We start from the raw sequence: 21,963 nt of genomic DNA on the forward strand, positions 1-21,963 counted from the left end.
TTATAAATTTTAAATTGCCCGAAGGCGGAATTGAACCACCGACACGGGGATTTTCAGTCCCCTGCTCTACCAACTGAGCTATTCGGGCTTTATAAAACATAGTAAAACATTAATTGTTATTAATTGTCAATATTTTTTTAAATTTATTTTTTTTTTTTAAATTTTAAAAAATCTATTTTTTTTTTTAAAACCTTGAAAGTTATAAAAATCGTCCATATAATATTTATAGAAATGAATTAATATGTTTAAAAATTTCTAAATAAAAAAAAAGAATAGTTAAAACAAATAAAAGGAGATTATATAATAATGAAAATACGTCCTTTACATGATCGTATTATTGTTAAACGTTTAGAAGTAGAATCTAAATCTGCTGGAGGAATTGTTTTAACAGGATCTGCAGCAAGTAAATCTACTAGAGGTAAAGTATTAGCTGTTGGTAATGGAAAAATTTTAGATAATGGAAAGATAAAAAAATTAGATGTAAAAGTAAACGATATTGTAATATTCAATGAAGGTTATGGAGCTAAAACAGAAAAAATTAATAATAAAGAAGTTTTAATTTTGACTGAAAGTGATGTTTTAGCAATTATTGAAGAATAATTTTTTTTATTTTTAAAAAATATTATTTGAGGAAACTAAAAATGGCAGCTAAAGATGTAAAATTTGGAAATGAAGCAAGAACAAAAATGCTTCGAGGTGTAAATATATTAGCAGATGCAGTAAAAGTTACTTTAGGACCAAAAGGAAGAAATGTAGTATTAGATAAATCTTTTGGAGCTCCTAGTATTACAAAAGATGGTGTATCTGTAGCAAGGGAAATAGAATTGGAAGACAAGTTTGAGAATATGGGTGCTCAAATGGTAAAAGAAGTAGCTTCAAAAGCCAATGATGTTGCTGGAGATGGAACTACAACTGCAACTTTATTAGCTCAATCTATTGTAAATGAAGGTTTAAAAGCAGTTGCTGCTGGAATGAATCCAATGGATTTAAAAAGAGGAATTGATAAAGCTGTTATTCAAGCTGTAAAAGAATTAAAAAAATTATCTGTTCCATGTTCTAATTCTAAAGCAATTACTCAAGTTGGAACTATTTCTGCAAATGCAGATGAAACTGTTGGTTCTTTAATTTCTGAAGCAATGGATAAAGTTGGTAATGATGGTGTAATTACTGTAGAAGAAGGAACTGGTTTAGAAGATGAATTAGATGTTGTAAAAGGAATGCAATTTGATAGAGGATATTTATCTCCATATTTTATAAATAAACCAGAAACTGGAATTGTTGAGTTAGATAATCCTTATATATTTATGGTAGATAAAAAAATTTCTAACATTAGAGAATTGTTACCTATTTTAGAAGCAGTAGCAAAATCTGGAAAACCATTATTAATTATTTCAGAAGATTTAGAAGGTGAAGCTTTAGCAACATTAGTTGTGAATTCTATGAGAGGAATTGTTAAAATTGCTGCAGTAAAAGCTCCTGGATTTGGAGATCGTAGAAAATCTATGCTTCAAGATATTTCTATTTTAACATCCGGAACAGTTATTTCTGAAGAATTAGCAATGGATTTAGAAAAATCTACTTTAGAAGATTTAGGTCAAGCAAAAAGAGTAGTAATAACAAAAGATTCTACAACAATTATTGGTGGATCAGGTAAAAAATCTGATATTCAAAAAAGAATTTTAAATATTCGTCAACAAATTACTGAATCTACATCAGATTATGATAAAGAAAAATTAAATGAAAGATTAGCAAAATTATCTGGTGGAGTAGCTGTATTAAAAGTGGGAGCAGCAACTGAAGTAGAAATGAAAGAAAAAAAAGCTAGAGTAGAAGATGCTTTACATGCTACTAGAGCTGCAGTAGAAGAAGGTGTAGTTGCTGGAGGTGGAGTAGCTTTAGTTCGTGTTGCTGAAAAAATTTCTAATATGATTGGTCAAAATGAAGATCAAAATGTAGGAATTAGAGTAGCATTAAGATCTATGGAAGCTCCATTACGTCAGATTGTAGAGAATTCCGGTGAAGAACCTTCTGTTGTAACAAATAATGTAAAAGATGGAAAAGGAAATTATGGATATAATGCTGCAACTGATAAATATGGTGATATGATTAGTTTTGGAATTTTAGATCCAACTAAAGTAACAAGATCTGCTCTTCAATATGCCGCTTCTGTTGCTGGTTTAATGATTACTACAGAATGTATGGTTACAGATTCTCCAAAAGAAGATAAATCATCAGATATTCCTTCTCCATCTGCTAATGGAATGGGTGGAATGGGTGGAATGATGTAATTTATTTTTTTTTTAATTAAATAAAAATAAATTATATTTTAATTATTTAACCTTTTAAAATATTTTAATTTATTTTCCCTTTAATTTTTTTTTTTATTAATTATAAGGGAAAATAAAAAATTTTTAAAAATTTATAAATATTTTAATAAATATTTTTTATAAAAAAAATGACAAAAGAATATTCAATACATTCATTTAGACCTGGTTTAAAAGTTATGATTTTTAATCAACCATGTTTAATTCAAAGTAGTAAATTTGTAAAACCTGGAAAAGGTCAAGCGTTTTCTAGAGTAGTGTTTAAAAATCTTTTATCAGGAAAAATAATTAAAACAACTTTTAAATCTACAGATATTTTAAAAATAGCTAATATTTATGATACTAAAGTATTATATTTATATAATGATAGTTTTTTTTGGTATTTTATAGATATAAAAAACTTTAAAGAAATTATAGTTTCAAAAGAAATTATTGGTTTGAAACGTTTTTGGTTGGTTCCTCAATTAAAATGTTCTTTAACTCTCTGGAAAAAGATGGTTATTTCTATTAGTTTAAATAATTTTGTTAATTTAAAAGTAATTAAAACCATTTCTAATTTAAAAAAAAATTCAATGAATAATAGTATGAAATCAGCTATTCTTGATACTGGAATATCCGTTAAAGTTCCTTATTTTATAAATATTAATGATATCATTAAAATTGATACAAGAAATGGAAAATATGTTTCAAGAATATAATTTTACTAAAAATAATTATTTTTATTTTTCATTACCTGTAACATTTAATCGATAACTATTCCAATTAAAATTTAACCATAAACTTTTTCCTAATTTCATTCGATCAATAATTCTTTCTCCAAGTAATTTATTTAAATTAGAATAATTTAAATTAGATAACATTCCAGTTGATTTTTTTAATGATGTTCTTCTATCTATAATTTGATGTATTATAATTTTTTCATAATTGGATTCTTTTTGAATTCCTATTTCATCTATTATTAATAAATCTACTTTAGTTAATTTATTAATGAAATATTCTTCATTATATTTATTATCTTTATGAAATGTTTTTTTAATTTTTGACATTAAATCAGCAATTGTAATAATTAAAAATTTTTTTTCATTTAAAATAAGATAATTTCCTATTGCTGCTGCTAAATGATTTTTTCCAGTTCCTGGTTTTCCTGAAAAAATAAAATTAGAAAATTTATTATTAAAATTTTTAACATATTTTTTTGAAAAATTTAAAACTTTTTCTTGACCAATGTTAAATACTTTATAATTATCAAATGAACAATTCATGTATAATGTTTTAATTCCTGAATTATTAAAAATTTGTTGCATTTTTATTGCTTTATTTTTTTTTAAAATATATTGAGAAGACATTAATCCTTTTTTTTTATTCCAATTTAATAAATCTTTTTCATCTTTAAATTTTGGTTTAATATGTGATGGTATAATAGATTTAATTCGTTTAATTAAATTTATATAATTATTCATAAATTAAAATCCTTAAATGAGAATTTTTTTATATTTAATTTTTTTAAAAATATATTTACTTCAATATTTTAAAATTTATTAAATTATTTTCTTAAATAAATTGAATATTTAATATTTTTAGAGTTTTTTTCTTTTTTTATTATCCAATTTTTTGGAACTTTTAAATTTTTTTGAATCATTTTTTTTTCAATATATATAAGTGTATTTTTTTTTGTCCATTTATTTTTTTCTAATAAAATAATAGATTTTTTTAATAATATAGAATTGTTATATGGAGGATCTAAAAATATAATATCATATTGATTTTTTTTTTTTTTTAACCAATTTATTGTATTAACGCAAATTACTTTTATATTTTTTATTTTTAATCGATTTAAATTTTTCTTTATTTTTTTTGTATTTTTTTTATTAATTTCAAGAGATGTTACATATTTTGCGTGTCTAGATACTGCTTCTATTCCTAGAATTCCGCTTCCAGCAAAACAATCTAAGCATTTTGAATCTTGAATATATTGTTGTAACCAATTAAATAATGTTTCTCGAATATAATTTGGAGTAGGTCTTAATTTTTTTGAATGTTTAATATGAATTTTATTATTTTTAAATTTTCCACCAATAATTCTTAATATATTTTTTTTTTTCATAATTTATTTAATATATTTAAATAAATATTATATATTATATAAAAAATTTATACTAAATGGAGATTATATGTCAAAAAATAAAAAAAATATTTTTTTTTCATTTATAGAGAAAATAAATTTTTTTAAAAAAAGTACAAATTTAAAACAAAAAATAAATAAAAAATCCAATTCTAAAAAAAACCATTTATCTAAAAAATATTTAAAAACAAAACAAATAAATACAAAAAAAAATAATTATATTTCTTATTTTAAAAATAAATTTTTAAAAACTAAAAAACGTTTTAATTCAATTTTTAAAAATATTTTTTTAACTAAAAAAATAGATAAAAGATTTTTAAAAAATTTAGAAGAAAAATTAATATCTTGTGATATTAGTTTTAAAACTACTAAAAAAATTATAAATTTTTCTAAAAAAAATTTAAACAAAAATAATGTTAAAAATCCAAAAGAAATCTATAAATGTATTATTCATAAAATGGGATTGATTTTAAATAAAAATTTAAAAAAAAAAATAAATTTAGAAAAGTTATCTATTATATTACTTGTTGGAGTTAATGGATCAGGAAAAACAACTACTGCAATTAAATTATCTAAATTATATCAGAATAAAAATAAAAAAGTTTTAGTTGCTGCTGCTGATACTTTTCGTGCAGCTGCGGTAGATCAAATTAAAATATTATGTAAAAAAAATAATGTTCCTATATTTTTTTCAAAATTAAAATCAGATCCTGCTTCTGTTGTTTATGATGCAATAAAAAAAGCAATATTAGAAGATTTTGATATTTTAATTATTGATACTTCTGGAAGATTACATACTAAAGTTAATTTAATGAATGAAGTTAAAAAAATTGTTAAAGTTATAAAAAAAAATAATAAAAAAGGAAAATTAGAAATTTTTTTAACAATTGATTCTTGTAATGGTCAAAATTCATTAATTCAAGCAAAAGTGTTTAATCAATATATTCGTTTAACTGGATTAATTTTAACTAAATTTGATGGAACATCTAAAGGAGGAATTATTTTTTCAATATCTGATGAATTCTCTATTCCAATAAGATATATTACTACAGGAGAATCTGTTAATGATATTTGTTTTTTTAAGAGTAATGAATTTATAAAAACTATATTTAAAACGTAATTAAAATAAAAATATGTTATATTAATTAAAAAATATTTTTTTTATTTTTTATAATTTTTTTATAATATTAAAATAATTTTTAAATAATAATTGGTTTATATAGGAAAAAGGATGATTAATAAAATAAAATTTTCATCAATAAAATCATTAAGTATATATAATACTTATATTGATTCTTCTAATCATTTACCAATATTATCAGCTGATAAAGAAAAAAAATTAGCAAATAAATTTTTTTATAATGGTGATTTAAAATCTGCTAAAATTTTAATATTATCTCATTTACGTTTTGTTATTCGTATTGCTAAAAATTATTCTGGTTATGGATTATCTCAATCTGATTTAGTTCAAGAAGGAAATATTGGATTAATGAAATCTGTTAAAAAATTTAATCCAAATTTAGGAGTAAGATTAGTATCTTTTTCTATTTATTGGATTAAATCTGAAATACATGAATATATTTTAAAAAATTGGAGAATTGTTAAAATTGCTACAACAAAAGCTCAAAGAAAATTATTTTTTAATTTAAGAAAAACTCAAAAAAAATTAAGTTGGTTTAATAATAAAGAAATTAAAAATATAGCTAAAAATCTTAGAGTAAAAAATAAAGATGTAATTGAAATGGAATCTCGAATGTTTGCTCAAGATATTTTTTTAAATAATAGTTCTGAACAATGTGATCCAGACAAATCTTCTAAAAATATATACTCTATTCCTTATTTTAAAGAACAATTAATAGATTTTACTCATAAAATTGAAAATGAAAATTGGAAAAAATATATTAAAAAAAAATTAAATCTAGCTCTTTCAAATTTAGATTTAAGAAGTAGAAATATTATTTATTTACGCTGGTTAAATGGAAAAAAAAAAAATACTTTACAAGACATTGCTAAAAATTACGGTATTTCTGCAGAAAGAGTTCGTCAATTAGAAAAAAACGCAATGAAAAAATTACGTTTATCTATAGAAAATAAATAATTTGTAAAAAATATTTTTTTTTTAATAATTATTATATATAATAATAATATATTTTTAAAAATAATTATTTTTTTAATTTTTTTGTAAAGAAATTTAATATAATTTTTTAAATTTAAAAATTTTAAAAATAGAGATAATTTTTATGACGATATTAAATCATATATTAGGTTTTCCTAGAATTGGAATTGATAGAGAATTAAAACGAGCTCAAGAAAATTATTGGAATAATAAAATTTCTAAAAAAAAATTATTAAAAATAGGAAAAAAAATAAGAATTAAAAATTTACTTACTCAAAAAAAAATGGGTTTAAATTATTTGTCAGTAGGTGATTTTTCATGGTATGATCATGTTTTAAACACAACAATGATGTTAGGAAATATTCCAAAAAGATTTTTAAATAATGTAAAAAAAATAAATATTGATACATTATTTCATGTTGCTCGAGGTGTATCTCATAATAGAGAATCTACTTTTCCTTCTGAAATGACTAAATGGTTTAATACAAATTATCATTACATTGTTCCTGAATTTAATGAATATAGTACATTTAATTTTTCTTGGAATCAATTATTTTTAGAAATTGATGAAGCGTTATTAATAAAAAAAAAAATAAAACCAATTATATTAGGACCTATGTCATATCTTTGGTTAGGAAAAACAACTTCTAAAAATTTTGATAGATTAAAATTATTACCTAAAATTTTAAATATTTATAAATATATTTTAAATTATTTACATGAAAAAAAAATAAAATGGATTCAAATTGATGAACCAATTTTATCTTTAAATTTATCTCAATTATGGAAGAAAAAATTTATATATAGTTATAATTTTTTAAAAGGTTATTCAAATAAATTATTAACAACATATTTTGGAAATATTTCACATAATTTAGATATTATTAATTCAATTCCTATTGAGGGTCTACATATAGATTTAATTTCTGGAAAATATGATTTGTTAACTTTTAATAAAAATTTATCAAATCAAATACTTTTATCTTTAGGTATTATTAATGGAAGAAATATTTGGAAATCGGATTTATTAAAATATTTTAATTTAATTAATAATTTTAAAAAATTTAGAAAAAATATTTGGATTGGAACATCATGTTCATTATTACATATTCCAATAGATATTAATAAAGAATCTCAATTAAATAAAAAATTAAAAAGTTGTTTTTCTTTTGCTATACAAAAATGTTATGAATTATTTTTATTAAGTCATGCTTTAAATACAGGAAATAAAAGTTTAATAAAAAAATGGATTTTACCATTATATTATAAAAATTTTTTATTAAATTTTAATAATAAAAATAAAAAAAATTTATTTATTAAAGAAAAAAAATATTTTAGAAAAAATAATTATAATATTCGTTTTAAAAAACAAAAAAATAAATTAAATTTACCTATTTTCCCAATTACTACTATTGGTTCTTTCCCTCAAACAAAAGAGTTAAGAAAATTAAGATTAAATTTTAAAAATAATATTATTGATAAAAAAAAATATGAATCAAAAATATTTTCTATTATAAAAAAAAATATTAAAGAACAAGAAAAGTTAAATATAGATGTTTTAGTTCATGGAGAACCAGAAAGAAATGATATGGTTGAATATTTTGGAGAAAATTTAAATGGTTTTTTATTTACAAATAATGGATGGGTTCAAAGTTATGGTTCAAGATGTGTAAAACCTCCAATTATTGTTAGTGATGTGTCTCGAATTAAACCTATTACTTTGAAATGGATTAAATATGCTCAATCTTTAACAAAAAAACCAGTAAAAGGTATGTTAACAGGTCCTGTAACTATATTTTTATGGTCATTTTCAAGAGAAGATATTTCAGATTTAACTATTGTAAATCAAATTTCTTTAGCTTTGAAAGATGAAATAAATGATTTAGAAAAAAATAATATAAATATTATACAAATAGACGAACCAGCTTTAAGAGAAGGTTTGCCATTGAACGATGATGAGAAAAAAGAATATCTTGATTGGGCTGTTAATTCTTTTAAATTAAGTATTTCTGAAGTAAAAGATACAACTCAAATTCATACTCATATGTGTTATTGCGAATTTCATGATATTATTCAATCTATATCAGAGTTAGATGTAGATGTAATTACGATTGAAAATTCAAGATCAAATGACAATCTATTAATGTATTTTAAAAATTTTAACTATAACAATAGCATTGGACCTGGATTTTATGATATTCATTCCCCTAATATTCCTTCTAAAAACACTATATTTCGATTAATTAAAAAATCATTAAAATATATTTCACCTGAAAAATTGTGGATTAATCCGGATTGTGGATTAAAAACACGAACTTGGAAAGAAGTTAAAAAATCTTTATATAATTTAGTTTATGCAACACAAAAATTAAGATTAGAACAAAAAAATTAATTTTTTATTAATTTTATTATTTAAAAATTAATAAAAATTTTTAATTAAAATAATATTATTAATTTATAATTAATATTTTATTTTTTTATTTATAAAAAAATAAATTTTTTATTTAATAATATTTAATATTATTTATAATAAAAATATAACAATATTTAATATATTAAATTTTTTTAATTTAGTATATAATTAAATTAATAAATTATTTTTTTTATAGTAGGGTTTATTCCCTACTAATTTAAAAAAAATAATTTACTTTACAGCTTCTTTTAATGTTTTTCCAGAAATAAAAGAAGGAACTTTTGTAGCTAGTATTTGTATTTCTTTTCCAGTCTTTGGATTTCTTCCAGTACGAGCGGATCTTTTATTAATTTTAAATGTTCCAAATCCAACTAATTGTACATTTTCTTCATGTTTAAGAGATTTAGTTATTTCAGATAATATTGTATCTAATATATTTTTAGCTTTAATTTTTGAAATTAAAGATTTTTTTGCTATAATTTCTACTAATTGTGATTTATTCATAATTTTCTTTTCCTTTTATTATTTTTAAAAAATAATTATAAAAAATTAATATTTTAAATTTTAATTTTTTTTATAAATTATTTGAATTTAATAATTCTGATAAGTTAGCTGAAGCTTCTTCTAAACTAATTTGTTTATTCGAAGTATTATGTTTTATTTTATTTTCTTTAAATTTATTTACTTTTTTATTAAGTAATCTATCTTGATGATATTTATATCCAGTTCCTGCTGGAATTAATCGTCCAACTATAACGTTTTCTTTTAATCCTCTTAAATCATCTGTTTTTCCAGCTACTGCAGATTCTGTTAATACTCGTGTTGTTTCTTGAAATGATGCAGCAGAAATAAAAGATTCTGTAGCTAAAGAAGCTTTAGTTATTCCTAATAAATCCCTGTTATAAGATATTGTTTTTTTGTTTTTATTTTTTAATTTAATATTAGATAATCTTATTCGAGAATATTCAATTTGTTCTCCATTTAGAAAATCTGATTCTCCATGATCAATAATTGTTGCTTTTCTTAACATTTGTCTAATAATTGCTTCAATATGTTTATCATTAATTTTTACTCCTTGTAATCTATATACTTCTTGAACTTCATTCACTATATATCTTGTTACAGATTGAATACCTCTTAATCTTAAAATATCATGTGGAGATTCTGGACCATCTGAAATCACATCTCCTTGTTCTATAATTTCTCCTTCAAAAACATTTAATTGCCTCCATTTAGGAATCATTTCTTCATATATATTTTTTCCGTTTAATGAAGTAATAATTAATCTTCTTTTTCCTTTTGTTTCTTTTCCGAATGAAATCATTCCACTTTTTTCAGCTAAAATAGCTAATTCTTTAGGTTTTCTTGCTTCAAATAAATCAGCAACTCTTGGTAAACCTCCTGTAATATCTTTAGTGCTTACAGATTCTTGAGGAACTCTTGCTAATGTATCACCCGATCTAATTTTATTTCCATTATTTAATTGAACTATTGTTTTTCCAGGTAAAAAATATTGAGCAGGAATTTTTGTTCCTGGTATTAATACATCAGTTTTATCAGAATTAATTATTTTCAAAGAAGGTCTTAATTCTTTTCCTAAAGCGTTTCTTTCAGATACATCTAAAATAATTATAGATGATTGACCAGTTAATTCATCTGTTTTTTTTATAATACTTTGACCTTCTATCATATCTATAAATTTTAAATATCCATTTACTTCAGTAATAACTGGAATAGTATGAGGATCCCAAACTGCTATAATTTCTTTAGAATATACTTGATCTCCATTTTTTTTCTTTAAAATTGATCCATATGGAATTTTATAACTTTCTTTAGTTTGACCTAATAAATCAATTATTTTTAGTTCAACATTTCGAGATGTGATAACAATTTTTCCATTAGAGTTAATAACAAATTTTGCATTATTTAATTTTAATATTCCATTGTTTCTGATTTGAATATTAGATTCTGTTACAGATCTTGATGCTGCTCCTCCTATATGAAAAGTTCTCATAGTTAATTGTGTTCCAGGTTCTCCTATAGATTGAGCAGCAATTACACCAATTGCTTCTCCTTTTTTTACTAATTCACCTCTTGCTAAATCTCTTCCATAACAATAAGCGCAAACTCCAAAATTTGTTTCACAATGAACTATTGATCTTACTTTTATTACATCGATTGAATTTTTTTCTAATAAATTACAATATTTTTCATTTAATAATGTATTTTTTTTGATTAATATTTCTTTTGAATGATTTTTAAATATATTGTTTAAAGAAATTCTTCCTAATACTCGTTCTTTTAATGGTTCTTTTACATTTCCTCCTTCAATTAAAGAAGTCATTTCTATTCCATTTTTTGTTTTACAATTTTTTTCTGTTACAACTAAATCTTGAGCAACATCAACTAATCTACGAGTTAGATATCCAGAGTTTGCTGTTTTTAAAGCTGTGTCAGCTAATCCTTTTCTTGCTCCATGTGTTGAAATAAAATATTGAACAACATTTAATCCTTCTCTAAAATTTGCTGTTATTGGTGTTTCTATAATTGATCCATCTGGTTTAGCCATTAAACCTCTCATTCCAGCCAATTGCCGAATTTGAGCTGCTGATCCTCTTGCTCCAGAATCTGCCATTATAAAAATACTATTAAATGATAATTGTTTTTTAATTATTCCATTTTTATTTTTAACATTTTCAGTAGATAAATTTTTCATCATAGATTTTGATACTTTTTCATTAGCTGTTGACCAAATATCAATTACTTTATTATATCTTTCTCCTGAAGTTACTAATCCTGATTGAAATTGTTCTTGTATTTCTTCAACTTCTATTTTTGCATCATTAATTATATCTGCTTTTTTTTTAGGTATTTTCATATCATCAATTCCAACAGATGATCCTGATCGTGCTGCATAAGCAAATCCAGTGTACATTATTTGATCAGCGAAAATAACTGTTTTTTTAGAACCTAAAATTCTATAACATGTATTAATCATATCAGATATAGTATTTTTTTTAAGAGTTTGATTAATTATAGAAAAAGGCATACCTTTTGGAACGATTTTCCATAATATTGCTCTTCCAATAGTTGTTTTAATAATTTTTTTATATTTTATTTTAATTTTATTTTTATATTTTTTATATTCAGTAATTCTTACTTTTACAATAGAATGAAGTTCAGCCAGACCTAATTCATATATTTTTTCTGCTTCTTTTGGTCCTGATAGAAGCATATTTTCGCCTTTTCCATTTATTTTTTCTCGAGTCATATAATATAACCCAAGAACAACATCCTGAGATGGAACAATAATCGGTTCTCCATTAGCTGGAGAAAGAATATTATTTGTCGACATCATTAAATTTTTTGCTTCTACTTGTGATTCAATAGTTAAAGGAATGTGAACAGCCATTTGATCTCCATCGAAATCTGCATTATATGCTGCACATACTAATGGGTGTAATTGAATAGCTTTTCCTTCAATTAATATTGGTTCAAAAGCTTGTATTCCTAATCTATGTAATGTTGGTGCTCTATTTAGTAATATTGGGTGTTTTTTAATAACTTCATCTAGAACATCCCAAACTATTGAATCTTCTTGTTCTACCATTTTTTTTGCTGATTTAATAGTTGCAGCTACATTTTTTTCTTCTAATTTTCCATATATAAACGGTTTAAATAATTCTAAAGCCATTTTTTTTGGTAAACCACATTGATTTAGTTTGAGATATGGTCCAACTGTAATAACAGAACGACCAGAATAATCAACTCTTTTTCCAAGTAAATTTTGTCTAAATCTTCCTTGTTTTCCTTTAATCATATCAGAAAGAGATTTTAATGGTCTTTTATTTGATCCAATAATAGCTCTACCTCTTCTTCCATTATCTAATAATGCATCTACTGATTCTTGAAGCATTCTTTTTTCGTTTCTTACTATAATATCTGGCGCTGATAATTCTAATAATCTTTTTAATCTATTATTTCTATTGATTACTCTTCTATATAAATCATTTAAATCTGATGTGGCAAATCTTCCTCCATCTAATGGAACCAATGGTCTTAAATCTGGTGGTAAAATAGGTAATACAGTAAGTATCATCCATTCTGGTTTATTATTAGAATTAATAAATGATTCAATTAATTTTATTCTTTTAGTAGTTTTTTTTTTTTTTGTTTCAGAATGAGTATGTTTTAATTCTATTCTAAGTTTTTTGCATTCTTTTTTTAAATTAATTTTTTTTAATATTTTTTGTATTGCTTCTGCTCCCATTTCTGCTTGAAATTCATCTCCAAATTCTTCTATTGCTTCAATATTTTGTTCTTCTGTTAAAATTGATCCTTTTTTTAATGTTGTAGTTCCATTTTCTATTACAACATAAGATTCAAAATATAAAACTCTTTCTATATCTTTTAATGGCATATCTAAAAGTAATCCGATTCTAGATGGTAGAGATTTTAAAAACCAAATATGAGCTATTGGAGAAGCTAATTCAATGTGTCCCATTCTTTCTCTTCTTACTTTGCTTTGAGTAACTTCTACACCGCATTTTTCACAAATTACTCCTCTATGTTTTAATCTTTTATATTTTCCACATAAACATTCATAATCTTTAACCGGACCAAAAATTCTAGCACAAAATAATCCATCTCTTTCTGGTTTAAATGTTCTATAATTTATTGTTTCTGGTTTTTTTACTTCTCCATATGACCACGACCGTACAATTTCAGGGGAAGGCAATGATATTTTTATTGAATTAAAATTATCAGATTTATTTTTTTTAATAAATTTAAATAGCTCTTTCAAAAATTTTTTCCTATTTTAAAGTATTATTTGAAATTAAATATTATTTTAACTTTTAAATTATTTTTTAATTTTCTAATTCTATATTAATACCTAAAGAACGTATTTCTTTTAATAAAACATTAAATGATTCCGGCATTCCTGGTTCCATTTTATGATTTCCATCAACAATGTTTTTGTACATTTTAGTTCGTCCACTAACATCATCTGATTTAACAGTTAACATTTCTTGTAATGTATAAGATGCTCCATATGCTTCTAGAGCCCAAACTTCCATTTCTCCAAATCTTTGTCCACCAAATTGAGCTTTTCCACCTAAAGGTTGTTGAGTTACTAAACTATAAGATCCTGTTGAACGAGCATGCATTTTATCATCAACTAAATGATTTAATTTTAATATATACATATATCCTACAGTTACTGGTCTTTCAAATTGTTCTCCTGTTCGTCCATCAAATAATTTAATTTGTCCAGATTTAGGAATACCTCCTAAATGTAAAAGATCTTTTATTTCTTTTTCTTTTGCTCCATCAAATACAGGAGTAGAAACAGGAAGTCCTTTTTTATAATTTTTAGCTAAACATAAAATTTCATCATCAGAAAAATTTTTAATATTTATTTTTTGTCTATTTTTATATCCTATATCAAAAGTTTTTTGAATAAAATTACGTAAATTTAAAATTTTATTTTTTTCTTTTAATATTTTTTTTATTTTATTTCCTATTCCTTTAGATGCCATTCCTAAATGAGTTTCTAATATTTGGCCAATATTCATTCTAGATGGAACACCTAAAGGATTTAATACAATATCGATAGGAACACCGTTTTCATCATATGGCATATCTTCTATTGGATTAATTTTTGATATAACTCCTTTGTTTCCATGTCTTCCAGCCATTTTATCTCCAGTTTGTAAATATCTTTTAACTGCTAGATATACTTTTACTATTTTTAATATTCCTGGTGATAAATCATCTCCTTGAATAATTTTTTTTTTTTTTTCTGTTAATTTTTTTCTAAAATATTTTTTTAAATTTTGATATTGTTTTTTTATTTTTTCAATTTTTTTTTGATATATTGAATTTTTTATTTTTAAATAAAACCATTTTTCTGGATTTTTTTTTTTGAATTTTTTATAAGATAATCCTGATTTTATTAAAATAAATTTTGTTTGTCTAAATATATCTTTTTCAAATATTTTTTGTTTTTCTGATAAATCTTTTTTAATTTGTTTAATTTGCATTTCTTCAATTTCAATTGTTCTTTTATCTTTTTTTATTCCATCTCTAGTAAAAATTTGGACATCGATAACAGTTCCTAAAACACCATTTGGAACACGCAAAGATGAATCTTTTACATCAGAAGCTTTTTCTCCAAAAATTGCTCGTAATAATTTTTCCTCTGGAGTTAATTGAGTTTCTCCTTTTGGAGTTACTTTTCCAACTAAAATTTCTCCTCCAGTAACTTCTGCTCCAATATGAATAATTCCTGATTCATCTAATTTAGATAATGCAGATTCTCCTATATTTGGTATATCAGAAGTAATTTCTTCTGATCCTAATTTTGTATCTCTAGAAATACAAGATAATTCTTGAATATGAATACTTGTAAATCGATCTTCTTTTACTACTTTTTCTGAAATTAAAATCGAATCTTCAAAGTTATAACCATTCCATGGCATGAAAGCCACTCTCATATTTTGTCCTAAAGCTAATTCTCCTAAATCTGTAGCAGGACCATTACTTAAAATATCTCCTTTTTTTATTTTATCATTTAAAGAAACACATGGTGTTTGATTAATACATGTATTTTGATTAGATCTTTTATATTTTGTTAAATTATATATATCTATTCCAGTTTGATTAGATTTTATTTTTTTTTTATTAATTTTAATAACAATTTTTGAAGAATCTACATAATGAACAGTTCCATTTCGTTTTGCAATAATGTTTACTCCTGAATCTATTGCTACAAATTTTTCCATTCCTGTACCAACTAGTGGTTTTTCTGATTTAAGAACAGGAACAGCTTGTCTTTGCATATTTGCTCCCATTAAAGCTCGATTGGCATCATCGTGTTCTAAGAAAGGAATTAATGATGCACCAACTGATACAATTTGTTGATTCGATATATCCATATAATGTATTTGTTTTTTTTTAAATAAACTAAATTCATTTTTATATCTACATGTTATTAATTTATCTATAATTTTTTTATTTTTTTTTATATTTGTGTTAGATTGAGCAATTATAAAATTACCTTCTTCAATAGCAGATAAATATTGTATTTTATCTGTTACATATCCTTTAGAAACAACTCTGTAAGGTGTTTCTAAAAAACCATATTTATTAGTTCTTGCATAAATTGATAAAGAATTTATTAATCCAATATTTGGACCTTCTGGTGTTTCAATAGGGCATACTCTTCCATAATGAGTAGGATGAACATCTCTTACTTCAAAACCAGCTCTTTCTCTTGTTAATCCTCCAACTCCTAAAGCAGAAATTCTTCTTTTATGAGTAATTTCAGATAATGGATTGTTTTGATCCATAAATTGAGATAATTGACTAGATCCAAAAAATTCTTTTACTGCAGCAGAAATAGGTTTTGCATTAATCATATCTTGTGGCATTAAAGTATCTACATCACCAACAGATAATCTTTCTTTAACAGCTCTTTCTACTCTAATTAAACCAATTCGAAATTGATTTTCTGCCATTTCTCCAACTGATCTAACTCTTCTGTTTCCTAAATGATCTATATCGTCTACTTCTCCTTTTCCGTTTCTTATATTAATTAATTTTTTTATAACATCAAGAATATCATTTTTATTTAATATATTTTTTCCAGTAATTTTTTTTCTTAAAAGTGATCTATTAAATTTCATTCTTCCAACTGATGAAAGATCATATCTTTCTTCTGAAAAAAATAATGATTTAAATAAATTTTCTGATGCTTCTTTTGTTGGTGGTTCTCCAGGTCTCATCATTCTGTAAATTTCTATAAGAGCACTAGTTTTATTTGTTGTGTGATCTATTTTTAACGTTTCAGATATATATGGTCCATGATCTAAATCATTTGTAAAGATTGTTTTAATTTTATTTATTTCATTTTTTTTTATTTTTTTTATATTTTCTATATTAAATTTTGAGTTTGCAGAAATAATTAGTTTATTATTTTTATCATAATAATTTTTTAAAGAAACTTTTCCAACGATATATTCGATTGGAACATTTATTGAAAATATTTTTTTTGTTTTTAATTTTTTTATATGTTTTGCTGTTACTCTTTCGTTTTTTTTTAAATAAATTATATTATTTTTTTTTATTTCAAATGGAATAGTTTCTCCTCTTAATCTTTCAGGAATAAGAATCATTTCTATTTTATTTTTATGAAATCTAAAAACATTTTTTTTAAAAAAAATATTTAAAATTTCTTCAATATTATATCCAAGAGCTTTTAAAATAATTGTTGCAGGAAATTTTCTTCGTCGATCAATTCTTACAAATATATTATCTTTTGGATCGAATTCGAAATCTAACCAAGATCCTCTATAAGGAATAATTCTTGCATTATATAATACTTTTCCTGAAGAATGAGTTTTTCCTTTATCACTATCAAAAAAAACTCCTGGACTTCTATGAAGTTGAGATACTACTACTCTTTCAGTTCCGTTTATAATAAAAGTTCCGTTTTTTGTCATTAAAGGGATTTCACCCATATATACTTCTTGTTCTTTAATATTTTTTATTTTTTTTTGTATTGTATCTTTTTCATATATTATTAATCTTAAAGTTACTCTTAAAGGAACTGCATATGTTGCTCCTCTAATATGACATTCCATAACATTAAAACTTTTTTTTCCAAGTCTATATTTAACATATTGAATTTCTGCATGTTCATTATAACTTTTAATTGGAAAGACTGATTTTAATGCTGATTCTATTCCATTAGAAGAATTATTTTCTTGATCAATAAATTTTTTAAATGAATTAATTTGAATTGATAACAAATAAGGAATATTTAAAATTTCATTTTTTTTTCCAAAATCTTTTCTAATTCTTTTTTTTTCTGTATATGAATAAACCATTTTTTTTCTCTATTTTATAAAAGTTTTATAAATAATATTTTTTAAACAATATTTTTAATTTTATATTTTTATTTTTTAAAAGAGCTGGTGATTTTTTTCACCAGCTTTTATTATTTAAAAATTTTTTCAGAAATAAAAATTAGTTTTATTTTAATTCTACTTCTGCCCCAGCTGTTTCTAATGCTTTTTTTAAAGATTCTGATTCTTTTTTATTAACTTTTTCTTTTATTATAGTTGGCGCAGATTCTACTAAATCTTTAGCTTCTTTTAATCCTAAATTTGTTAAACTTCTTACAGCTCTTATTACAGAAACTTTATTTTTTCCTATAGATTTAATATATACATCAAATTCAGATTTTTCTTCTTCTTTTTTTATTTCTTGTTGTATGTTATTTTGAATAATTGGCGTTGCAGAGACTTTAAATTTTTTTTCCATAGATTGAATTAACTCTACTATTTCCATAACTGACATTTTCGAAATAGTATTTAATATCTCTTTTTTATTAATAGACATTTTTTTTCCATATTTTTAATAGATTTAATTATTATTTTCTTTTTTATTTTTAATAGACATTATTACTCGAACTAATTTTGAAATAGATGCTTCTTTTATGATGTAAATTAATTTTTGTATTGCTTCTTTAAATGTAGGAATTTCTGCTAATTTTTTTATTTTTTTATCTGAAATAAATTTTCCTTCAAAGGCAGCTCCTTTTATTTTAAAAGTTTTATTTTCTTTTGAAAATGAATATAGCAATTTTGCTGCGCTTCCAGGATTTTTTATAGAATAAGCAATGAGAGTAAATTTTTTTAATTTTTTTTGTAAACATTCGAATTGTGTTTTAGAAATAGCTTTTTTTAATAATGTATTTTTTATTACTTTTATTGTTATATTATTTTTTCTTGCTTCTTTTCTTAATATATTAATTTTATTAGAATTTATTTTGTTAGGATTTGCTATTACTGCTGATAATGCTTTTTTTGATATATTTTTTATTTCATCAACAATTTTTTTTTTTTTTTTTATATTAATAGACATTTTTACTCCTAGATTTTTTTAAAAAAATCCTTTATAATCATTATAAATATTATTTATTTTACATAGTAATAAAGATTTATTTAATAAAATTTAAGAAGTTTTATTTTTATATATATTTTATTTTATTTTATTTTTTTTATTTTTTTTTCTTTTTTTAATAAAAATAAAAAAACCTAATTTCTAACTAAAATATAAAAAAATTAATTAAGAAACTAGGGATATTTTATTCATTTTAAAAAAAAATTAATATTTTTATTTTTTTATTCTAAAATAGATTTTTTAATTTCAATAGATTTGCCCATTGTAGTAGTAAGAAATATTTTTTTAAAATATATTCCTTTTATTTTATTAGGTTTTTGTTTTTTCAAATCTATAATTAAACTCATTAAATTTTCTTTTATTTTATTTTTAGAAAAATTTATTTTTCCTATAGAAGCATGAATAATTCCATTTTTATCATTTTTGTATCGTATTTGTCCGTTTTTTATTTTTTTTACTGTTTGATAAATATTTGATGTAATTGTTCCTATTTTATAATTTGGCATTAATCCTTTTGGACCTAAATATGATCCTAATAAACTAACTATTTTCATTGATTCAGGAGTTGCAACAGTTACATCAAATTTTATGTTATTTTTTTTAATTTTTTTTGATAAATCTTCCATTCCAATAAATTCAGCTCCTGCTTTTTTTGCTTCTTCCGCTTGTTTTCCTTCTGCAAATACAGCAACTTTTATGATTTTTCCATTTCCATGAGGAAGAACAGTTGCTCCTCTTATATTTTGATCTGTTTTTTTTGAATCAATTCCTAGCATTATTATAACGTCTATGCTTTCTGTAAATTTTCGTTTAGATTGATTTTTAAGAATAGAAATTGCATTTTTTATTTCCATTTTTTTTTTTATATTAATATTTTTTATGTTTTTTTTTTTCATATTTTTACTATTTTTCTATTTTTAAACCCATTGATTTTGCTGTTCCAATAATTGATAAACTCATTTTTTTTATATTAGATCCAGTCATATCTTTTTCTTTAATTTTTGCAATTTCATTAATTTTTTTTATACTTATTGTACCAACAAATTCAGTATTTGGTTTTTTAGATCCTGATTTTATTCCTGAATATTTTTTTAATAATATTGAAGCTGGTGGAGTTTTTGTAATAAACGAAAAAGTTTTATCAGAAAACACAGTTATTATAACTGGTATTGGTATTCCTTTTTCTAATTTATTAGTTTCAGAATTAAATTTTTTACAAAAATCCATTATATTTAGTCCTTTTTGACCCAATGCTGGACCAACTGGAGGACTAGGATTTGCTTGTCCTGCTGGAATTTGAAGTTTTATATATGATGTTATTTTTTTTGACATTTCTTTTCTCTTTTTTTTAAGAATTTTTTTCTACATGACTAAAATTTAATTCTACTGGTGTTGATCTTCCAAAAATTAATACAGATACTTTTAATCTATTTTTATCATAATCTACTTCTTCTACAATTCCATTAAAATCAGAAAATGGACCATTTTTTACTCTAATACTTTCTCCAGGTTCAAAAAGAGTCTTAGGTCTTGGTTTATTTCCAATTTTTAATAATTTGTTTTTTATTTTTACAATTTCTTGTTTATTAATTGGAAATGGGTTTTCTGGAGATCCACCAATAAATCCTATAACTTTTGGAATGCTTTTTATTAAATGCCAACTGAATTCGTTTACAATCATCTTTATTAATACATAACCTGGAAAAAATTTATAATCACTTTTTTTTCTTTTTCCTTTTTTAATTTCTATGACTTCTTCTGAAGGAACTAAAATATTAGAAAATATCTTTTTTAAATTTTTTTGTTTAATATGATCTTTAATAGATTGTACTACTTTATCTTCATATCCTGAATAAATCTGTATTGCATACCATTTTTTTTTTTATGATTTTTAATTTTCATCATTGACCTTAATATTTTAAAGATGTAATAAATGATATTAAATAGAAAATTATATTATCAAGGCTCCATAAAATTATTGATATAAAAAAACTTATTAAAATTATAATAAATGTTGTATACAATGTTTCTTTTTTATTTGGCCATGTAATTTTTTTTATTTCTATTTTCATATCTTTATATATTGAATTTATATGATTATAGTATTTTTTAATCACAAGAAGTATTATTATTAATAATAAAAAAAAAGAAAAAATTTCTAAATTTTTTAATTTAATAAATGAAAAATTATTTTTTTTAATAAAAAAAATAAAAAAAATAATTAAAATATTTAAAAAAATACATTTTTTTTGTTTTAAAAACGAAACAATTTGATTTAAAATTTTAGATTTCATTAGAAATCCTAAAATAATATTTTTATATTTAATAGTTAAAAGTAAATTATTTTGGATAAAAAAATTTAATTCATGCTGATACCCAGATTTGAACTGGGGATCTCACCCTTACCAAAGGTGTGCTTTAACCAACTAAGCCATATCAGCTTATATTTTTAAGTATTTTATAAAATTATTAAGAATTGAGCGAACAGTGGGAATTGAACCCACATCTTCAACTTGGAAGGTTGAGGTAATGTCCTTTATACCATGCTCGCATTTTTTATTATTAATGGTGGGAGAAGGATTCGAACCTTCGAAGTCTATGACGTCAGATTTACAGTCTGCTCCCTTTGGCCGCTCGGGAATCCCACCAAATTTGATTATTTTTTTTTTGTCTTTCTTTTTTTTTGTCTTTCTTTTTTTTAAATAAAAATATTATTGCCGGCTACCGGAATTGAACTGGTGACCTACTGATTACAAGTCAGTTGCTCTACCTGCTGAGCTAAGCCGGCAAATAAAAAAATAAAAACAAATGTATTATTAAAATTAAAAATTTAAAATTTTATTTCTATATTATTTATATATTTTACTTTTTTTTTTAAAAAAAATCAAATACTTAAATTTTTTTTTGATAATTTTTTTTATAAAAATTATAATTATTTAAATTAATTTTTTCATTTTTTTTTTTATTTTTTTTTTTTTTTTTTTTTTTTTTTTTTTTTTTTTTTTTTTTTTTTTTTTTT

Annotated in this window: 17 protein-coding genes and 5 tRNA genes; 6 read left to right on the forward strand and 16 right to left on the reverse strand. The window is 22.3% G+C overall.

All coding sequences use genetic code 11. The features are described 5' to 3' along the window. Window positions 1–15: 15 nt before the first annotated feature. Window positions 16–88 (reverse strand) — tRNA-Phe (locus tag RJT80_RS00085). 218 nt (window positions 89–306) lie between these two features. Here RJT80_RS00085 and RJT80_RS00090 point away from each other — a divergent pair. From RJT80_RS00090 to efp, 3 genes are all read left to right on the forward strand, one after another. Further along, the gene (locus tag RJT80_RS00090; protein WP_343187783.1) at window positions 307–600 is read left to right on the forward strand and encodes a co-chaperone GroES; all 294 of its coding nucleotides are present in this window, start codon (window positions 307–309) and stop codon (window positions 598–600) included. Window positions 601–641: 41 nt separating this feature from the next. Next, on the forward strand, window positions 642–2,288 hold the full coding sequence (gene groL / locus RJT80_RS00095; RefSeq protein ID WP_343187784.1) for a chaperonin GroEL: 1,647 nt from the start codon (window positions 642–644) through the stop codon (window positions 2,286–2,288). Between the two features lie 167 nt (window positions 2,289–2,455). Continuing rightward, window positions 2,456–3,022, forward strand: a complete 567-nt coding sequence (gene efp / locus RJT80_RS00100; protein ID WP_343187785.1) for an elongation factor P — start codon at window positions 2,456–2,458, stop codon at window positions 3,020–3,022. Between the two features lie 21 nt (window positions 3,023–3,043). On the opposite strand, the gene dnaC is transcribed toward efp, so the two are convergent. Beyond that, window positions 3,044–3,784 carry a DNA replication protein DnaC gene (gene dnaC / locus RJT80_RS00105; RefSeq protein WP_343187786.1) on the reverse strand — a complete coding sequence of 247 codons (741 nt, stop codon included), beginning with the start codon at window positions 3,782–3,784 and terminating at the stop codon, window positions 3,044–3,046. A gap of 83 nt (window positions 3,785–3,867) precedes the next feature. Further along, entirely contained in the window at window positions 3,868–4,428 is a 561-nt protein-coding gene (gene rsmD, locus RJT80_RS00110) for a 16S rRNA (guanine(966)-N(2))-methyltransferase RsmD (RefSeq protein WP_343187787.1), read from the reverse strand. Between the two features lie 67 nt (window positions 4,429–4,495). Here rsmD and ftsY point away from each other — a divergent pair, with 67 nt between their 5' ends. The 3 genes from ftsY (at window position 4,496) to metE (ending at window position 8,954) form a co-directional block, all read left to right on the forward strand. After that, on the forward strand, window positions 4,496–5,566 hold the full coding sequence (ftsY, locus tag RJT80_RS00115; RefSeq protein ID WP_343187788.1) for a signal recognition particle-docking protein FtsY: 1,071 nt from the start codon (window positions 4,496–4,498) through the stop codon (window positions 5,564–5,566). 111 nt (window positions 5,567–5,677) lie between these two features. Continuing rightward, window positions 5,678–6,544: an RNA polymerase sigma factor RpoH gene (gene rpoH / locus RJT80_RS00120; RefSeq protein ID WP_343187789.1), complete on the forward strand. Its 867-nt coding sequence runs from the start codon at window positions 5,678–5,680 to the stop codon at window positions 6,542–6,544. Between the two features lie 142 nt (window positions 6,545–6,686). Continuing rightward, a complete protein-coding gene (gene metE, locus RJT80_RS00125; protein WP_343187790.1) occupies window positions 6,687–8,954 on the forward strand; it encodes a 5-methyltetrahydropteroyltriglutamate--homocysteine S-methyltransferase in 2,268 nt (755 codons plus the stop codon). Window positions 8,955–9,206: 252 nt separating this feature from the next. Here metE and RJT80_RS00130 read toward each other — a convergent pair whose 3' ends face one another. The 13 genes from RJT80_RS00130 to RJT80_RS00190 form a co-directional block, all read right to left on the reverse strand. Beyond that, window positions 9,207–9,479: an HU family DNA-binding protein gene (locus tag RJT80_RS00130; protein ID WP_343187791.1), complete on the reverse strand. Its 273-nt coding sequence runs from the start codon at window positions 9,477–9,479 to the stop codon at window positions 9,207–9,209. A gap of 70 nt (window positions 9,480–9,549) precedes the next feature. Continuing rightward, window positions 9,550–13,779 carry a DNA-directed RNA polymerase subunit beta' gene (gene rpoC / locus RJT80_RS00135; RefSeq protein ID WP_343187792.1) on the reverse strand — a complete coding sequence of 1,410 codons (4,230 nt, stop codon included), beginning with the start codon at window positions 13,777–13,779 and terminating at the stop codon, window positions 9,550–9,552. A 64-nt stretch (window positions 13,780–13,843) separates the two neighbouring features. Further along, a complete protein-coding gene (rpoB, locus tag RJT80_RS00140; protein ID WP_343187793.1) occupies window positions 13,844–17,866 on the reverse strand; it encodes a DNA-directed RNA polymerase subunit beta in 4,023 nt (1,340 codons plus the stop codon). Between the two features lie 145 nt (window positions 17,867–18,011). Then, window positions 18,012–18,380, reverse strand: coding sequence for a 50S ribosomal protein L7/L12 (gene rplL / locus RJT80_RS00145; protein WP_343187794.1), 369 nt, complete (start codon window positions 18,378–18,380; stop codon window positions 18,012–18,014). A gap of 24 nt (window positions 18,381–18,404) precedes the next feature. Further along, entirely contained in the window at window positions 18,405–18,905 is a 501-nt protein-coding gene (gene rplJ / locus RJT80_RS00150; protein ID WP_343187795.1) for a 50S ribosomal protein L10, read from the reverse strand. Between the two features lie 260 nt (window positions 18,906–19,165). Continuing rightward, a complete protein-coding gene (gene rplA, locus RJT80_RS00155; RefSeq protein WP_343187796.1) occupies window positions 19,166–19,840 on the reverse strand; it encodes a 50S ribosomal protein L1 in 675 nt (224 codons plus the stop codon). A gap of 7 nt (window positions 19,841–19,847) precedes the next feature. Continuing rightward, window positions 19,848–20,276 carry a 50S ribosomal protein L11 gene (rplK, locus tag RJT80_RS00160; protein WP_343187797.1) on the reverse strand — a complete coding sequence of 143 codons (429 nt, stop codon included), beginning with the start codon at window positions 20,274–20,276 and terminating at the stop codon, window positions 19,848–19,850. A gap of 16 nt (window positions 20,277–20,292) precedes the next feature. Continuing rightward, window positions 20,293–20,808, reverse strand: coding sequence for a transcription termination/antitermination protein NusG (nusG, locus tag RJT80_RS00165; protein WP_343187963.1), 516 nt, complete (start codon window positions 20,806–20,808; stop codon window positions 20,293–20,295). A gap of 46 nt (window positions 20,809–20,854) precedes the next feature. Continuing rightward, window positions 20,855–21,238 carry a preprotein translocase subunit SecE gene (secE, locus tag RJT80_RS00170; protein WP_343187798.1) on the reverse strand — a complete coding sequence of 128 codons (384 nt, stop codon included), beginning with the start codon at window positions 21,236–21,238 and terminating at the stop codon, window positions 20,855–20,857. 73 nt (window positions 21,239–21,311) lie between these two features. Then, a tRNA-Thr gene (locus RJT80_RS00175) sits at window positions 21,312–21,385 on the reverse strand. 38 nt (window positions 21,386–21,423) lie between these two features. Further along, window positions 21,424–21,495: transfer RNA gene (locus RJT80_RS00180), tRNA-Gly, on the reverse strand. 15 nt (window positions 21,496–21,510) lie between these two features. After that, a tRNA-Tyr gene (locus RJT80_RS00185) sits at window positions 21,511–21,592 on the reverse strand. Window positions 21,593–21,659: 67 nt separating this feature from the next. Beyond that, window positions 21,660–21,732: transfer RNA gene (locus RJT80_RS00190), tRNA-Thr, on the reverse strand. Between the last annotated feature and the right edge of the window lie 231 nt (window positions 21,733–21,963).

The sequence above is a fragment of the Buchnera aphidicola (Periphyllus koelreuteriae) genome (assembly GCF_039360445.1).
Classification (GTDB): domain Bacteria; phylum Pseudomonadota; class Gammaproteobacteria; order Enterobacterales; family Enterobacteriaceae; genus Buchnera_J; species Buchnera_J aphidicola_BM.

Bases quoted from the DNA above. Each gene is read 5' to 3' on its own strand.
- ftsY (WP_343187788.1), top strand. From the start codon at position 4,496: ATGTCAAAAAATAAAAAAAATATTTTTTTTTCATTTATAGAGAAAATA.
- metE (WP_343187790.1), top strand. From the start codon at position 6,687: ATGACGATATTAAATCATATATTAGGTTTTCCTAGAATTGGAATTGAT.
- rpoH (WP_343187789.1), top strand. From the start codon at position 5,678: ATGATTAATAAAATAAAATTTTCATCAATAAAATCATTAAGTATATAT.
- dnaC (WP_343187786.1), bottom strand. From the start codon at position 3,784: ATGAATAATTATATAAATTTAATTAAACGAATTAAATCTATTATACCA.
- rpoB (WP_343187793.1), bottom strand. From the start codon at position 17,866: ATGGTTTATTCATATACAGAAAAAAAAAGAATTAGAAAAGATTTTGGA.
- groL (WP_343187784.1), top strand. From the start codon at position 642: ATGGCAGCTAAAGATGTAAAATTTGGAAATGAAGCAAGAACAAAAATG.
- rplK (WP_343187797.1), bottom strand. From the start codon at position 20,276: ATGTCAAAAAAAATAACATCATATATAAAACTTCAAATTCCAGCAGGA.
- rplJ (WP_343187795.1), bottom strand. From the start codon at position 18,905: ATGTCTATTAATATAAAAAAAAAAAAAAAAATTGTTGATGAAATAAAA.
- efp (WP_343187785.1), top strand. From the start codon at position 2,456: ATGACAAAAGAATATTCAATACATTCATTTAGACCTGGTTTAAAAGTT.
- RJT80_RS00090 (WP_343187783.1), top strand. From the start codon at position 307: ATGAAAATACGTCCTTTACATGATCGTATTATTGTTAAACGTTTAGAA.
- rplA (WP_343187796.1), bottom strand. From the start codon at position 19,840: ATGAAAAAAAAAAACATAAAAAATATTAATATAAAAAAAAAAATGGAA.
- rplL (WP_343187794.1), bottom strand. From the start codon at position 18,380: ATGTCTATTAATAAAAAAGAGATATTAAATACTATTTCGAAAATGTCA.
- rsmD (WP_343187787.1), bottom strand. From the start codon at position 4,428: ATGAAAAAAAAAAATATATTAAGAATTATTGGTGGAAAATTTAAAAAT.
- secE (WP_343187798.1), bottom strand. From the start codon at position 21,238: ATGAAATCTAAAATTTTAAATCAAATTGTTTCGTTTTTAAAACAAAAA.
- RJT80_RS00130 (WP_343187791.1), bottom strand. From the start codon at position 9,479: ATGAATAAATCACAATTAGTAGAAATTATAGCAAAAAAATCTTTAATT.